Annotated in this window: 13 protein-coding genes; 7 read left to right on the forward strand and 6 right to left on the reverse strand. The window is 61.9% G+C overall.

Annotated features, from left to right (window positions below):
* Positions 1-11 precede the first annotated feature (11 nt).
* On the reverse strand, positions 12-905 hold the full coding sequence (locus CCICO_RS07370) for a hypothetical protein (protein ID WP_167540140.1): 894 nt from the start codon (positions 903-905) through the stop codon (positions 12-14).
* 259 nt (positions 906-1,164) lie between these two features.
* Positions 1,165-1,566 (reverse strand): hypothetical protein, encoded by a 402-nt coding sequence (locus CCICO_RS07375; protein WP_018019143.1) that lies wholly within the window; start codon positions 1,564-1,566, stop codon positions 1,165-1,167.
* Between the two features lie 42 nt (positions 1,567-1,608).
* Between CCICO_RS07375 and CCICO_RS07380 the strand changes: the two genes are divergently transcribed.
* Positions 1,609-2,943: a DUF4921 family protein gene (locus CCICO_RS07380; RefSeq protein WP_026161346.1), complete on the forward strand. Its 1,335-nt coding sequence runs from the start codon at positions 1,609-1,611 to the stop codon at positions 2,941-2,943.
* A 146-nt stretch (positions 2,944-3,089) separates the two neighbouring features.
* Here CCICO_RS07380 and ychF read toward each other — a convergent pair whose 3' ends face one another.
* The gene (gene ychF / locus CCICO_RS07385; protein WP_018019145.1) at positions 3,090-4,175 is read right to left on the reverse strand and encodes a redox-regulated ATPase YchF; all 1,086 of its coding nucleotides are present in this window, start codon (positions 4,173-4,175) and stop codon (positions 3,090-3,092) included.
* A gap of 123 nt (positions 4,176-4,298) precedes the next feature.
* Here ychF and CCICO_RS07390 point away from each other — a divergent pair, with 123 nt between their 5' ends.
* From CCICO_RS07390 to CCICO_RS07400, 3 genes are all read left to right on the forward strand, one after another.
* On the forward strand, positions 4,299-5,717 hold the full coding sequence (locus CCICO_RS07390) for an AI-2E family transporter (RefSeq protein WP_018019146.1): 1,419 nt from the start codon (positions 4,299-4,301) through the stop codon (positions 5,715-5,717).
* 38 nt (positions 5,718-5,755) lie between these two features.
* Positions 5,756-6,937, forward strand: coding sequence for a DNA recombination protein RmuC (locus CCICO_RS07395; protein ID WP_018019147.1), 1,182 nt, complete (start codon positions 5,756-5,758; stop codon positions 6,935-6,937).
* A gap of 87 nt (positions 6,938-7,024) precedes the next feature.
* Positions 7,025-8,365 (forward strand): DUF6542 domain-containing protein, encoded by a 1,341-nt coding sequence (locus CCICO_RS07400; protein WP_156809818.1) that lies wholly within the window; start codon positions 7,025-7,027, stop codon positions 8,363-8,365.
* 155 nt (positions 8,366-8,520) lie between these two features.
* Here the strand turns inward: CCICO_RS07400 and CCICO_RS07405 are convergent, their stop codons facing one another.
* A complete protein-coding gene (locus tag CCICO_RS07405; protein WP_018019149.1) occupies positions 8,521-9,522 on the reverse strand; it encodes a 4-hydroxy-3-methylbut-2-enyl diphosphate reductase in 1,002 nt (333 codons plus the stop codon).
* A gap of 184 nt (positions 9,523-9,706) precedes the next feature.
* On the opposite strand from CCICO_RS07405, the gene xseA reads away from it, so the two are divergent.
* Both xseA and CCICO_RS07415 read left to right on the forward strand, forming a co-directional pair.
* Entirely contained in the window at positions 9,707-10,951 is a 1,245-nt protein-coding gene (gene xseA, locus CCICO_RS07410; RefSeq protein ID WP_018019150.1) for an exodeoxyribonuclease VII large subunit, read from the forward strand.
* An 18-nt stretch (positions 10,952-10,969) separates the two neighbouring features.
* The gene (locus tag CCICO_RS07415) at positions 10,970-11,212 is read left to right on the forward strand and encodes an exodeoxyribonuclease VII small subunit (RefSeq protein WP_018019151.1); all 243 of its coding nucleotides are present in this window, start codon (positions 10,970-10,972) and stop codon (positions 11,210-11,212) included.
* 7 nt (positions 11,213-11,219) lie between these two features.
* Here CCICO_RS07415 and CCICO_RS07420 read toward each other — a convergent pair whose 3' ends face one another.
* Positions 11,220-11,801, reverse strand: a complete 582-nt coding sequence (locus CCICO_RS07420; protein ID WP_026161347.1) for a DUF4245 domain-containing protein — start codon at positions 11,799-11,801, stop codon at positions 11,220-11,222.
* A gap of 272 nt (positions 11,802-12,073) precedes the next feature.
* On the opposite strand from CCICO_RS07420, the gene glpX reads away from it, so the two are divergent.
* The gene (gene glpX / locus CCICO_RS07425; RefSeq protein ID WP_018019153.1) at positions 12,074-13,081 is read left to right on the forward strand and encodes a class II fructose-bisphosphatase; all 1,008 of its coding nucleotides are present in this window, start codon (positions 12,074-12,076) and stop codon (positions 13,079-13,081) included.
* A gap of 260 nt (positions 13,082-13,341) precedes the next feature.
* On the opposite strand, the gene CCICO_RS07430 is transcribed toward glpX, so the two are convergent.
* On the reverse strand, positions 13,342-14,931 hold the full coding sequence (locus CCICO_RS07430; RefSeq protein ID WP_018019154.1) for an aldehyde dehydrogenase family protein: 1,590 nt from the start codon (positions 14,929-14,931) through the stop codon (positions 13,342-13,344).
* Positions 14,932-15,037: the final 106 nt, after the last annotated feature.

Consider the following 15,037-nt stretch of genomic DNA (forward strand, 5'->3'; position numbering starts at 1 on the left):
CGGGGCGGGAGTTAGTTCTGTCCAGCTTGGTCGAGTAACTCCTGAAAGTTCTTTTCCCACTCTTCAAGGAATTGCTCGTCGATGTCCCCTATCCCTTCAAGCCCCTCAAGAGCAGCGCTGTCATCCAGCATGGCACTGGAGCGATCCCGCTCCTCCGTGTAGGCGTCACTAGCCTCCTGCAGGTCAACATAGGGATCACACAGCTGCCACGAGCCGTCGATCTTCTCGAAAACGGTTGGGAACTCGTCATCCTCAAAGCGGATACGGTCATGATCGCCGTTGATGAAGTGAAGTTTGTCTACGGAAACTTCCTCATAATCGCGAACCTCCCACAGCCCTGAGGCGTACCTGTCGATCTCGGCCAACACCTCGGGATCGCCCTTGCGTTCTGCACAGACGAGCTCGTTGACGTCACTAAACGAGGCTGCCCCCGCCACGGCAGTGGCGGCTTCTTCTATCCCCTCCACCTCTGCAGCGAGTTCCTTCTTATCGTTATTTCCCGTCATCCAGGACGCAGCGCCCACGATGAGCGCTACCACGAGGCCAATTCCGAGCCCGAGAAGAAAAGGTTTCGCGGCCATCCCGTTGCCGGAACCACCGGCCAGTGCAGCACCACTGGGGCCACCGGGGCCACCGGGGCCACCCTGCCCTGGGGCGGGAGTGGCGGGCGAAGCCCACTGCTGCCCTTGCGGTGGAACTGGCTGCCCAGGGTTTCCTGCCGGCTGATACCCGTCGTTACCTTGGGGTCCTTGGCTACCTGGATGGCCAGGTTGGCCCTGCGGTACTTGTTGGCCCTGCGGTACTTGTTGGCCCTGCGGTGCTTGCTGGCTATACGGGCCTGGCTGGCCCTGTCGCGCGTTATGGGGCCCGTCGTCTGGACCGTTCCACGGATTCTGGGGAGGCATGGACTCTCCTTAGTGTTCTTCGGATGGTCGTGTCAGCACGCTGTGCCGGTGGCACCAACAGCCATACGGCGGTGCGTACTCTGTGCGGCGGCGAGACTAGGGATAGTTTCAGCCACTAAAGCGCAGTGTAGCGCCCGTCACAGATCATCGCAGGGGATATGCCTGCCGATACTTCACGGCTGAGCGCGCGCCGCCGCGCCACTACAAAAGGAAGAAGTGTCTTCAGAGAAGATCCCAGAAGTTGAGAAATGGTGAAGGGTTAGGGGCGCACCTGCACGGTCCACGGGTAGCGCGCCGGTACTTCGAAGGCCCGCTCGTTTTCGAGAGCGGCGGGATCGCGCGGCAGGGCGGCCGCGGGAGTGAACAGCCGTGACAGCGCCATGACAAGACCATTTAAGGAATGGGCGGGCCGTTCGATCTCGAGGATCATGCGGATCACTTCGGCGTCGGCAAGCTCGATGCCGTCGTGCTGTTCGGCATAGGTATCTCGCAGGGTCTGCTCCACCCCCTCAACGAGGGCGGGGGCGTGCTCCACAGCGCGCAGCTGCGCTTCGCCTACCTTATTGTGCTCGACGAGCCGGGAAAGAAGCAGTTCACAGCGTTGGGTGAGCTCGGGGATCTCTGCTGTGGGAACGAGACAATCGAAGATGACCTGTGCCATGCCAGCATGCTAGCCGATGGCGCAGCTAATACGCTAGAGTTCATGAGCTCTCCTATGTATTCCCGCCCCGCCCCGCTGCAGACCATGGCGGACGGCACGATCAAGCAGATCAATCCGTTCTCCGGCACGGAGGTGTGGACGGTGCCGGGCCGTGGCAATCGACCGCTGTCGGTGCCCACGGTTGATCCCGCCCCGCTGCGTCCGGAGGATCGGGATTCCTCGTGCGCCTTTGGGGCGGCGCGCCAGCTGGACACCCCGCCAGAGAAGTCCCGCATTGTGCGCACGGCTCAGGGGTGGGAGATCAAGCGCGGGCTGCTACCGAGTGAGCTGGATGATGATTATGCGTTTCGCCGCGTGCCGAATCTCTTCGAGATTTTGTCCTTTGATTATTGGCAGGCCAATTATGACCTCGCTATTGATGAGGACATCTCGCAGCGCATGCACACCTATCTCGCCGATCCAGCCGGGCGCGAGCATGTGCTCAACATCGTGCGCACTCGGCTGCGCGCCTCCGGCATTCCGGAAGCGGAGGTTATGGCCACCACCGAGGAGGACCTGCTGGCTAAAGCACCCGGCTATTTTGCTGGTGGGCACGATGTGATCATTGGCCGCCGCCACTTCACCGAGGATGCCACTGACACCTCGCAGTTGGCCTCGTCTGGCACTCTCAGCGTGGACGAGCACCGCGCTTTCATTCGTTTCACCGTGGACTCGATGGAGGATCTCTACCGGCATAATCGCTACGCCCCCTATGTGGCGGTGTTCCAGAACTGGTTGAAGCCGGCGGGAGCCTCCTTCGATCACCTGCATAAGCAGCTGGTAGCCATCGATGATCGCGGCGTACAGGCCGAGAGTGAGATTCAGCGGCTGCGCTCGAATCCCAATATGTATAACGAATGGGCCGTCGATTATGCCCACCGCCACAACTTGGTGATTGCAGAGAATGATCACGCTGTGTGCTTCGCCGGGTTTGGCCACCGCTACCCCACTTTGGAGATCTTTTCTAAGTCCGCGAGGTCTGAGCCGTGGAATCACACCGAGGATGAGCGCGATGGCATGAGTGATCTCATCCACGCCTGTCACGCTGCCACCGGCGCGGACGTGCCCTGCAATGAGGAATGGCACCACAAGCCGATCAATCTGGACCTACCGATGCCGTGGCGCGTGATGATCAAGTGGCGCGTATCCACCCTTGCTGGCTTTGAGGGCGGCACCAAGATTTATCTCAACACCATGTCCCCCTATACAGTGCGGGACCGGGTGGTCTCCCAGCTGTATAAGCTGCGCGCTGATTCCAAGGTGGCGTCCACGCTACGCATTGCCACCGAGGTGAATCTGCGGCCGAACGCACTGCGCTACACCCCCTCCCTGCCCTAGGGGTAGCTCCCAGCGGGCCGTGCCGCCTTAGGCGTGTTCACGCCGTCCTGTCCCAGGCAAGTCGATGTTATCGTCGCGCTGGCACAGAAGCACGTGGGCTCCGATCGCTGCATCATCGCCGTAGCGAGCGCTACACACCCGTAGCTTTAGACGTTGAACTTAAACTCCACCACATCGCCATCGGCCATGATGTAGTCCTTGCCCTCCTGCCGGACCTTGCCCTTGGCGCGCGCCTCGGCCATGGAGCCGGCAGCGGCTAGATCGTCGAAGGAAACGATCTCTGCCTTGATAAAGCCCTTCTCGAAGTCGGTGTGAATGACTCCCGCAGCTTGGGGCGCGGTATCGCCCTTGTGGATAGTCCACGCGCGGGCTTCTTTCGGCCCAGCGGTGAGGTAGGTCTGCAGCCCAAGGGTCTCAAAGCCGGCGCGGGCCAAAGAGGCAAGCCCTGGCTCGTCCTGGCCCACACTTTCGAGCAACTCTGCTGCCTCTTCCTCGTCGAGCTCCAACAGCTCGGCCTCGGTCTTGGCATCGAGGAATACACAGTCCGCGGGAGCAACGAGATCGCGCAACTCCTGCTTGCGGGCATCGTCGCTCAGCACGTCCTCGTCGGCGTTAAACACGTAAAGGAAGGGCTTGGAAGTAAGGAAGTGCAGCTCGCGGAGCAGAGCAAGGTCCACTTCCCCAGCCACCGAGGCTGCGAAGAGGGTGCGGTCATCTTCGAGGATCTCTTGTGCCTTCTTCACCTCGGCCACCATCGGCGCCTTGTCTTTATCCTTCTTGGCTTCCTTCTCCAGCCGCGGCAAGGCCTTCTCGATGGTCTGCAGATCAGCCAAGATCAGCTCGGTTTCAATCACCGAAATGTCCGAGCGAGGATCGATAGTGCCATCCACATGGATCACGTTCTCATCGGAGAAGGCGCGCACCACCTGGCAGATGGCGTCGGCTTCGCGGATATTGGCGAGGAACTTATTGCCCAAGCCCTCGCCCTCGGAAGCGCCTTTGACGATGCCGGCGATGTCCACGAAGGACACCGTAGCGGGAAGGATGCGCTCGGAGTGAAAGATCTCAGCGAGGGTCTTCAGACGGGCATCAGGCAGCTCCACCAAGCCCACATTGGGCTCGATGGTGGCGAAGGGGTAGTTCGCAGCTAGCACGTCGTTGCGGGTCAGGGCATTAAACAGCGTGGACTTGCCCACATTGGGCAGGCCGACGATTCCAAGTGTAAGGCTCACGAGGCCTAATCCTAACAGCCGCCCAGCTCGGCTTCGGTGAGGTGTGCGGGGATAAAGAATGCCCTGAGATGAACTCAGGTCTCATGGTTTCGCCCGAGAGGTTTTTTGGGCAAGATAAAGAATGTGAGCACATCCACTAATGACGGCAGCGATTCCGCCCACCCACACGATGAATCGGCTACGAGCCGCGCGGATAACCCCACGCCCCTCGACGATGACGCATCGAGCACCTTCGAGGAGCTGGAGTCCGATCCCACTGATCGCTCCGACGTGATCTCGGAATTGATCAAAGATTTCGCCTGGTGGTGCGTACGCATCCTCATCATCTTCGCCACCGCGCTAGGTGCCGGCTGGCTTGTGACTCAATTCTGGCAGGGACTGCTCCCCCTCATCCTCGCTCTGCTCGTAGCCTCGGTGCTGGTTGGCCCAACCAAGAAGCTACGTGCCCTCGGAGTACCGGCGGGGTTGGCGGCCATTGTGGTTTTGCTGTGTGCTGTGGCGATTCTCGCGGCGATCATTTCCTTCATCGCCCCGTCGATGATTCGACAGTCGCAAACCCTCTATCTTCAAACCCTCGAAGCGGTGCAACGTTTTCAGTTGTGGCTCCAGGGCCCGCCGTTAAACCTGCGGGAGCAAGATCTCACCGAGGCCTTCCAGTCCGGCACGAAGTGGTTGCAAGAACAATCCGGCAATATCGCCGGTGAACTTTTCGCTGGGCTTGGTGCTGCGGCATCCGTCATGCTCACCTTGGTGGTCGTCTTGGTGCTGACCTTCTTCTTCCTCAAAGATGGCGACCGTTTCTTGCCCTGGATGCGCAGTTTCACCGGGCGGCGCATGGGCTGGCACCTCACCGAGCTGCTTACCCGCATTTGGGTCACGCTCTCTGGCTACATCCGCGTGCAGGCGGTGGTCTCGTTTATCGATGCCTTCTTCATCGGCCTAGGACTAGTGGTGGTGGGCGTTCCGCTCGCCCTCGCGCTAGCTGTTTTGACATTCCTGGCGGGCTTTATCCCCATCGTGGGCGCCTTTGTTGCCGGTGCGCTTGCCGTGGTGGTTGCCTTGGTCTCGCTCGGTATCAAGCAGGCGATCATCATCCTGCTCATCGTGCTCGCAGTCCAGCAGCTCGAGGGCAATGTGTTGCAGCCGATGCTGCAGTCAAAGGCAATGAACCTTCACCCTGTGATCGTGCTGGTGTCTGTCACCATCGGCGGCAGCTTGTTCAGCATCATCGGTGCTTTCCTTGCCGTCCCCTTCGCCGCCACCGTGGCTGTGATCCTGCGCTATATCTCGGACGTGGTGGCCCTACGCTCTGGGGAGAAACGCGCCGAGGACATCACGTTTATGACCCAGCAGGGCTCGATCTCGGGTAAACACACCGAGGAAGAGGCCCGCGAACGGCGCACCCGCTTGCTCACACTTCCCCTGCGTTTCACCACCGACACCAGGCGCGAGGGCACCGAGCAGCGCAGCGGTAGCGCAGTCTCGTTTAAAGAAACACCCAATCTCATCGCACACTTATTCGATAATCGCCGTAAGAAGTAACAAAAAGGGGTCCGGCTCAGTCTCTACAGTGGTGAGCCATGAATAGCTTCGCCGCGCTCCTGCTTGCTCTCATTGCCTTGGTTGTTGGCCTCGTCTTGGGCTGGATAGCCCGCGGAGCCCTCAGTGCAGAGACTCTCAGCGGCGAAAACCCAGCCCATTCCGCTGGTAGCCGCGAGCTCGAGTCTGCGGATGCACACCAGCCTGGGCTTAGCCCTGCCCCCGCCTCCCTCGAGCCTCAGCTCGCCCCCATTCACGCCACCATGTCTGCGTTGAGTGAGCATGTGAGTCAGATGGAGCGTCGACAAGCGCAAGCCCATGCTGAATTCAACAGCCACCTGCACACAATGCTGCGCACCTCGGCGAGACTGTCGGACCACACCTCCAAACTGGTCACCGCACTGCAGAATCCCACGGTGAGGGGACGATGGGGAGAGGTGCAATTGGAGCGGGTGGTAGAGCTAGCCGGGATGGTCAAACACGTGGATTTTGATACTCAAACCACCACCAGCGCTAACGGCAGCCGAGTCCGCCCGGACATGGTTATCCACCTTTCCGGTGGCCGGCACATCGTGGTCGATGCCAAGGCGCCCTACAGCGCCTATCTCGATGCCCTCGAAACCACAGATCCGGAAGAACACGCCGGCTACCTAAGGCGCCATGCCCACCTTCTCCGGAGCCACGTCACGGCCCTGTCGAGCAAGGAGTATCAGTCGGCGTTTCAGCCCACACCCGAGTTTGTGGTGCTCTTTGTCCCGGCGGATCCTTTCCTCGATGCCGCCCTCGGTGCCGATCCAGAGCTTTTGGAGTACGCCTTCTCCCGTGACATCGTGCTTGCCACCCCTTCTACTTTGATGGCGTTGCTACGCACCGTGGCTTTGGGATGGCAGCACTACGAGGTTTCTGAACAAGCGGCTGCGATCCAACAGGTGGGCGATGAGCTATACCGGCGCTTAGGCACCATGACGGAGCATTTCGCCCGAATGGGCGCCAGCCTAGAGAAATCGGTGGACACCTACAACGCCGCCATGGCTTCTCTCGACTCCCGAGTGCTCGTGAGCGCTCGCAAACTTAAGGAGACCTATGGCCTCGGCGGATCATCGCGGGCGGTCTCTGCCCCACACGAGATCCGCACCTCCCCCGCCCCGCCACGGCATGCAGCTCAACAGGATTATCCTCGTGCGCAGGGGTTGCGTGGAACAAACAGCGGCTTGACAGACTAAAACTGGTGACTCAGAGAAGCCTGAGCGCAACGGGGTGGCGGTGTCTCTCGTGGATTAACACGTGGTGAATGGGTAAGATATCGGTTCGTGCCAACCCAGCCACGACATAATCCCTCAGCCCACCGCCACTCTTCACCGCGCGGTGGTTTTTCGGGTTTGCCCACGTGGTCATCCACATCGATCCTGCTTGCGTCCATCGTGACTGGGCTCGTGATCAGCCTCAACCAGCACACATTGGGCACGCTCTACCTCATGGCTTTCGCCATCGGCGCCCTTGTCACTGTGCTGCTCGTGGAACCTCGTGGCCTGACCCTCACCGTGGCGCAAATTCCGGTGATCTTCGGTATTGCGACTCCATTCGCCGCGCTCATGCTGAACAAATCCAATTCGCTCAGCGGTGGCGACGGGCGTTTGTCCAAGACAGAGCTCTTGACTCTGATCTACCCCTTGGCGCAGTTCTTCCCCACCCTCATCGTGGTGACACTCAGCGTCATCGCCGTAGCGGTGCTGCGCTATCTGCATCATCGTCGAAACAACATAAAACTCGAGCGCAAGCTCAGCGCCCAGCGCAAACGAGCTAGCGACTCCGATCGCCGTAATCTCACCACCACCGCACGCGCCCGCGAGGCGGCGAACCGATCTCGCCGCTACCGCGGCGAGTCCGGCAGCTCGGAAGTGACGGTAGAGGATCTGCTCAAACGCAGCCGTTCGGATCTAATGGAGCCCGAGGAGCGGATCGCCCCTCGCGAGCCTCATCCGCCGCGGGAACAGCGGGAAGCCCACTCGCCGCGGGAACAGCGCGAGCCCCGCCACCCGGAGCCGCCGCGCCGCGGACATGATGCCGAGGAGATCCGCTCTCCGCGCGTGCCCCGCCCCCACGCTCCGAGCCCTCAGCACCCGACTGGCTATAACGTCAGCGATCTTGACGAGGCCGCTACTCACGGTTCGCACCGTGCCCACTCGGAGCCGCGCCCAGCCCCCTCGCGCCGGCCCCACCCTGGAGAGCGCAAGGACAGCCCAGCCCGCGGGGATGCGCAGCTGCATCGTACCCGCCGCGTCCGCCGCCCGGACCACGAGAATCGCTTCCGTCGCCTCGAGCGCGAAGAACGCGGCCGCAGCGACTCTGCCCGCTCTTCCCGAATCAGCCGGGAACCCCGCGCCTCCCGCGACTTCAGCACGACCCGGCAGGATGAGCTGCGCCCTAGGCCGCATTCTGAGGGCTACCGCTCCGAACAGCGGGGGGTCCACAATGCGCAGCGACACCCGCGCGTTCAGCGCGACCCTCAAGGCCCGCGCGAACCACGCAACCCCCGTGCCTCCCGTAGCCCTCGGGGCGCGCGCCGCGAGGTGCGCCGTGATTCCTTTACTGTTCGGCCTGAGGACGCGGATTCCTATGGCTTTCGCACTCACCCGCCGAGGGAGCGCTAGGCGGATCTCACTAGCGCTAGCTCGTCCCCTATTCACCACAGTGCCCGCACCACCGACCCGTGTGCGGGAGGGGCGCAGTGCCGACAGGCACGACAATGGGCGCCGCCCGTTCGCTACTCAAGCGGAGGCGGCGCCCGTTGTGGTCTACTCAAGCCTTAGCGCTTCTGGGTGCGATCGCTGGGGCGCAGTACCCGCGGCAGGGAGAAAACGATCTTTTCCTGCGCGGTGGTGACTTCTTCGGCATCTCCAAAACCGAACTGGGCGAGGTGCTCTACAACGTGCTGAACCAGGATCTCCGGCACGGAGGCACCGGAGGTGATACCGACGGTGTTCACACCCTCCAGCCAGGCCGGGTCGATCTGGTGGGCATAGTCCACCAGGTAGGAGTGTGCGGCGCCGGCATCGAGTGCTACTTCCACGAGCCGCTTGGAGTTGGAGGAGTTCTGGGAGCCAACAACGATGATGAGCTCAGCCTGCTCCGCTACCTTTTTCACCGCCACTTGGCGATTCTGGGTGGCATAGCAGATGTCATCACTCGGCGGATTCTCTAGGTTGTCATACACCTCGTGGAGCTTGTCCACGATCTCCATGGTCTCATCGACTGAAAGGGTGGTTTGGGACAACCAGATGAGTTTTTCTTCGTGCAAGAACTCGGGCAGGGTGTTGATGCCTTCGAGCCCATCGACAAGGTGCACCACATCGGGAGCCTCCCCCGCGGTGCCTTCCACTTCCTCGTGCCCCTCGTGGCCAATGAGGATAATGTGATAGCCCGATTTGGCGAAGCGCTTGACCTCGTTGTGCACCTTAGTCACCAACGGGCAGGTGGCATCGATGGTGTCGTGATTGCGTTCCGCGGCCGCGGCGTGCACCGCCGGGGACACACCATGGGCGGAGAACACCAGATGCGCATTCGGCGGAACCTCATCGGTGTCGTCGACAAAGATCGCACCTGCTTTAGCCAGGGTGTCGACCACGTATTTGTTGTGCACAATCTCTTTGCGCACATACACCGGGGCGCCGTATTTTTCGAGGGCGCGCTCGACGGTTTCTACTGCCCGATCCACGCCTGCGCAATAACCGCGCGGCGAGGCCAGCAGGATTTTCTTCGTGCCAGTAGCGTCAGTGGTCGTCGCAGTGGAGATAGCAGGTGTGCTCATGCGCTCAACAGTACTTGCCTACCGCACATCCACACCACACAGCCCATCCTTGCCCGCTACACTGGTTGTTTGTTCTTTCCCTCGCCGCAGCATCCCGTTGTCGTTGATGTGGCCCCAGATAGGGCTGTCCACGAGGTGGATGTGCGGAGAGGTGACGTCGATAAGCGTGTATGCAAAGAGGACTATGAATCAACAAGCGGCAAGCTCGGCGGAGAGCCCATGGTCCGTGAGTCTGTTGAACTCCAAGGTCAAAGGCTGGATTCAACGGCTGGGACATGTGTGGGTGGAGGGCGAGCTCGCGCAGATGAGCACCAAACCGAGCTGGAAACTGTCCTATCTCACCCTCCGAGATGTGGAAAAGGAAACCTCGGTGCAGCTGACGGTACCTACCCAGATGGTGCTCGGGCACGAGCCGCCTCTAAGCACCGGAGATCGGGTGGTGTGCTACGCCCGTCCTGCGTTTTATGAAGGGCGCGGCTCGTTTTCGCTGTGGGTCACGGAGATTCGTCACGTGGGTATCGGCGAGCTTCTGGCGCGTGTCGCTCAGCTGCGAGAAAGCCTGCAGCGCGAGGGCCTTTTCGCCCCGGAGCGCAAGCAGGTGCTGCCCTTCCTGCCCAATCGGATCGGGTTGATTACCGGCCGCGGCTCAGCAGCAGAGCGTGATGTGCTGGCGGTGTCGAAGGACCGCTGGCCGGAGGTGGATTACCGGGTGATCAACACCGCGGTGCAGGGCTCGCGTGCGGTCCCGGAAATCATTGATGCGCTGCAGGTTCTCGACGCGGATGAGAGCGTGGACGTGATCATCATTGCCCGTGGTGGAGGGTCGGTAGAGGATCTTCTGCCTTTTTCCGAGGAGGCTTTGCAGCGAGCGGTGGCCGCCGCGCACACTCCGGTGGTGTCCGCGATCGGGCACGAACCGGACACCCCGATCCTCGATAACGTAGCTGACCTGCGTGCCGCCACCCCCACCGATGCCGCGAAGCGGGTGGTGCCCGATGTGGTGGCTGAGCGCGAGCTGCTGTCTGAGGCGACCACCCGCTTGGCGCAGGCGCTACGCGGCTGGGTGGCCCGCCAGGAGGAGGCGTTGCAGGCGCTGCGCAGCCGGCCCGCCTTGGCCGATCCCTATCTGCCCATCACTCAGCGTTCTGAGCAGATCAGCCAAGCCCGTGATCGGATTCGTCGCACCATAGAGCATGGCCTTGCCCGCGCCGAGACTCAGACCGCCAGCCTTCGCGCCCAGGTGGCGGCACTCGGCCCGGCAGCTACCTTGGCGCGCGGCTACGCGGTGGTGCAGGCGCTGCCTCGGGATGGCTCGGATCCAGAGGTAATTACCTCCATTGCGCAGGCTGGTCCCGCCACCAACATGCGCATCCGGGTGGCCGATGGCTCGATCGCCGCGGTGTCCATGCAGACTTTCGCCAAAGACTAACAACTCAAGGAGTACCCCATGTCCAACCCCAACACCTACGGCCACGGCACCCCGAATGAAGACAGCTTCACTCCCATTGAGGAGCTCAATTATGAGGCCGCCCGCGATGAGCTCATCGAGATCGTGCGCATCCTCGAGCTGGGTCAGATGTCGCTCGATGAGTCACTGACCTATTGGGAACGCGGAGAGGCCCTCGCCAAACGCTGCGAACAGCAATTGGCGGGGGCCCGCAAGAAAGTAGAAGACGCGCTCTCTGAATAGCGCCGCACTAGGGCTTGTCGACGTCCACCTCAATCGGCTTGGCCTCAGCAAAAGCCTGGGCGAGTTCAGCAAAGTCATCTGCATCCGCGCTCCCGGCGAGAACGATGCGCACATCACCCAGGTCAGCACCCCAAAGATCGCGTGAATGGCGATCCTCCTTGGTGTAAGTGGTGAAGTCCATGCCGGCCACGCTGGTCGGCTCACCTTTAGTCTTCAGCCCAGAGTCATTGGCCCGCAGGGCGTCATCGAGGGGCTGATCAGTTTGCATGAGCTGCAGATAGGCGCCCTCTTTAGTCACCCAGCCTTGGATTACTGCCGGCTGGCCATTGACGCTGCCTCGGCGCGCCGAATTGGTGATCCACCCCTCGGGATCGGCGGGCTGACGCAGCGGAAAGTCCACCGCCCTGGCTTCCATGTGCAGCACCGTCGACGCGTCGACTTCTTGCACTGGGCCGTTCTCGGGAGTGCCGGTGTTAAACGTGCACAGTCCAGTAAACGCCACCGATATAGCCGCGATACCCATGATCACCAGAAGGGTCATGCCGATATCTCGGCTGTCTTGGAACAACTTGGGTTTTTCGCTCGCCACGGGCTCAAGTATGGCAGAGAGCTCACGCCCACTCCCAATTAGCTCACTGGCCGCATGTCCGGTTGGGCATGACAGGCGCCACATAGCCCCTTTTCGGGTGCATAAATCGCCGCGCGGAGCGGATAAGAGTGCAAGAATAGACCTTGTGGGTTGCGCCGGTATGTCCAACCTCGCTGATCGGGCGCGGACTGCTGCTTCCCACGCTCACCTAACCGGTATCTCACATGAAGATGTGAGCGAAGCGCTACTTGCCTGCAGGAGGCTATACACCTATGTCTAACCACTCTTTGGAGATCCCCGATCGTAACCTAGCGTTGGAACTCGTTCGCGTGACTGAGGCGGCCGCGCTGGCGTCGGGCCGCTGGGTGGGTCGCGGCCAGAAGAAGAAGGGCGACGGCGCCGCCGTGGACGCCATGCGCAAGCTCATCAACTCCGTGCAGATGCGCGGCGTGGTGATTATCGGTGAGGGTGAGAAGGACGAAGCCCCCATGCTCTTCAATGGGGAAAAGGTGGGCACCGGCGAGGGACCTGAGGTGGATATCGCCGTGGATCCGGTGGATGGCACCACGCTGATGGCTGAGGGCCGCCCCAACGCGATCGCTGTGCTTGCCGCCGCCGAAAGCGGCACCATGTACGATCCTTCCGCGGTGTTCTACATGAAGAAGATCGCCGTGGGCCCGGAGGCTGCTGGCACCATCGACATCGAGGCACCGGCCAAGCACAATATTCACGCCGTAGCCAAGGCCAAGGGGATTGATCCCACCAACGTCACCGTGGTGGTGCTGGACCGCCCGCGCCACGCCGATCTGATCAAGGAGATCCGCGAGGCCGGTGCCAAGGTGCGGCTGATCCGCGACGGCGATGTGGCCGGTGCTGTGGCCGCCGCCCAAGACACCAACTCCGTGGACATCATGATGGGCACCGGCGGCACCCCCGAGGGCATCATCACCGCCTGCGCCATGAAGTGCATGGGTGGCGAAATCCAGGGCATCCTGGCCCCCACCGATGACGCCGAGGTACAAAAAGCCAAGGATGCTGGCTTGGATCTAGACACCGTGCTGACCACCAATGATCTCGTCTCCTCGGACAACTGCTTCTTTGTGGCCACCGGCGTGACCAATGGCGACATGCTGCGCGGTGTGAGCTACCGCCGCAACGGCGCCACCACCCGTTCGCTCGTGATGCGCTCGAAGTCCGGTACCATCCGTTTCATCGAGTCCACTCACCAGCTGGCCAAGCTGCAGGAGTACTCCGTGGTGGATTACACCAAGCTGGACTAACAGCTTCTTCTCCTGGCCCCGTCCCCTCGTTGTGTGGGGCCGGGGCCAAAGCCTTTGCTCGGACAGAACCTTCTGAGACGTTGCATGCTGCCTGCGCTGCCGAGGCATCGGCGTGGCAGCGGCCTGCCAGCAGCGTGGCGTCCGCGTGGCATCGGCTCGGCCCAGCACATAACAACCGCCACCGCCTAGCCCTGTTGTGGGCAGACGGTGGCTGTTGGGTTTCTACCGCGACTGTCTTTTCGCCGCGAACGGCTATGTGCCTACTGGGCGAACCAGTTGGTCACAGCCGGGGCGATGTTGTGGTAGACGTGCTTCTTCTCCTGGTACTCCTCCAGGCCGGTCGGGCCGAGCTCACGGCCAATGCCGGACTGCTTCATTCCGCCCCACTCGGCTTGCGGCAGGTAGGGGTGGAAATCGTTGATCCAGATCGTGCCGTGGCGCATGCCGCGGGCCACCCGCTCGGCGCGGCCAGCGTTGCTGGTCCATACCGCGCCCGCGAGACCATAGGTGGTGTCGTTCGCGATGCGGATGGCTTCCTCCTCGGTGGAGAAGGTTTCGATCGTGGCCACTGGGCCGAAGCCCTCGTCGTGCACGCAGTCCATGCTCTGGTCGCAGCCGCTGATGATGGTCGGCAGATAGAAGTAGCCCTCGGCCAGGTTGGTCTCACCGGTGCCGTTGCCGGCGGAGGAATCCTCCGCGGTGGCGCGGCGACCGCCGCAGGCGATGGTTGCGCCCTGCTCCTTGGCGCGATCAACATAGGCGGCCACCTTGTTCAGGTGGTCTTCCGAGATGAGCGCACCGGTCTCTGCCGCCTCGTCGCGGGGGCCGCCTAGCTTGATGGCGCAGGCGCGCGAGACGAGCGCCTCGATGAAGCGCTCGGCGATGGACTCTTCCACAATGATGCGGGCACCAGCGGAGCACACCTGGCCCGAGTGCACGAATGCACCGTTGAGGGCATTGTCCACGGCGGCGTCAAAGTCAGCATCCGCGAAGATCACGTTCGGGTTCTTGCCACCAAGCTCAAGGGCAATGTTCTTGATGGTTTCCGCGGCGTTGCGGGCGATGAGCTTACCGGTCTGGAGACCGCCGGTGAACGACACCATATCCACATCAGGGCTCTGGGAGAGCGGATTGCCGCAGGTGGCGCCAGCGCCGGTGACGAGGTTGGCCACACCGTCGGGAAGCCCCTGCTCACGCAGGACTGCCATGAGCAGCATCGCGGTGTGCGGGGTGAGCTCTGCGGGCTTGAGCACGAAGCTGTTGCCGGCGGCCAGCGCAGGGGCCACCTTCCAAGCCACCTGCAGCAGCGGGTAGTTCCACGGGGTGATCAAACCGCACACACCGATGGGCTCCACATCCACCCGCGAGCGAACATTCTCATCGCCCGGATCCACCACGCGGCCCGCGTCGTGCTGTGCCAGGGTGCCGAAGTATTCGAAGCTGGAGATGATGTCATCCATATCCGCCTCGGCCTCGCTCACGCGCTTGCCGGTGTCGGCTGCCTCGGCGCGAGCGAAGGTGTCTTTATTGTCGGAAATCGCGGCGGCGACGCGCAGCAAGAGCTTTCCGCGTTCCACGGCGGGCACTTGGCTCCACACCTGTGCGTCAAAGCTGGCGCGGGCGGCGGCAATGGCGCGCTCGGTGTCTTCGTCAGAAGCCTCCGAGACGGTGCCTACTACGCAGCCGTCCGCGGGGCAGCTGATTGTGCGGGTCTGCCCATCGGCTGCGGGTTGCCACTGGCCGCCGATAAACAGCGATGCCGGCCCCTCAGCACCGTGCACACCGTCGAGCAAGGTGCAGGTGGTGGGGTCAAATACGGGCTCGGACGAGCGTGTAGCCACGTCGAACACTCTCCTTCTTTCAACAACAAGACAATGGTTAGCTAGTGATTTTTTGCCAACAGTCCACGTTACCCGTTTCACAGTGAATGCGGGACGACGCCCACCGCTGGCCCTT

Source organism: Corynebacterium ciconiae DSM 44920 (assembly GCF_030440575.1).
Taxonomy (GTDB): domain Bacteria; phylum Actinomycetota; class Actinomycetes; order Mycobacteriales; family Mycobacteriaceae; genus Corynebacterium; species Corynebacterium ciconiae.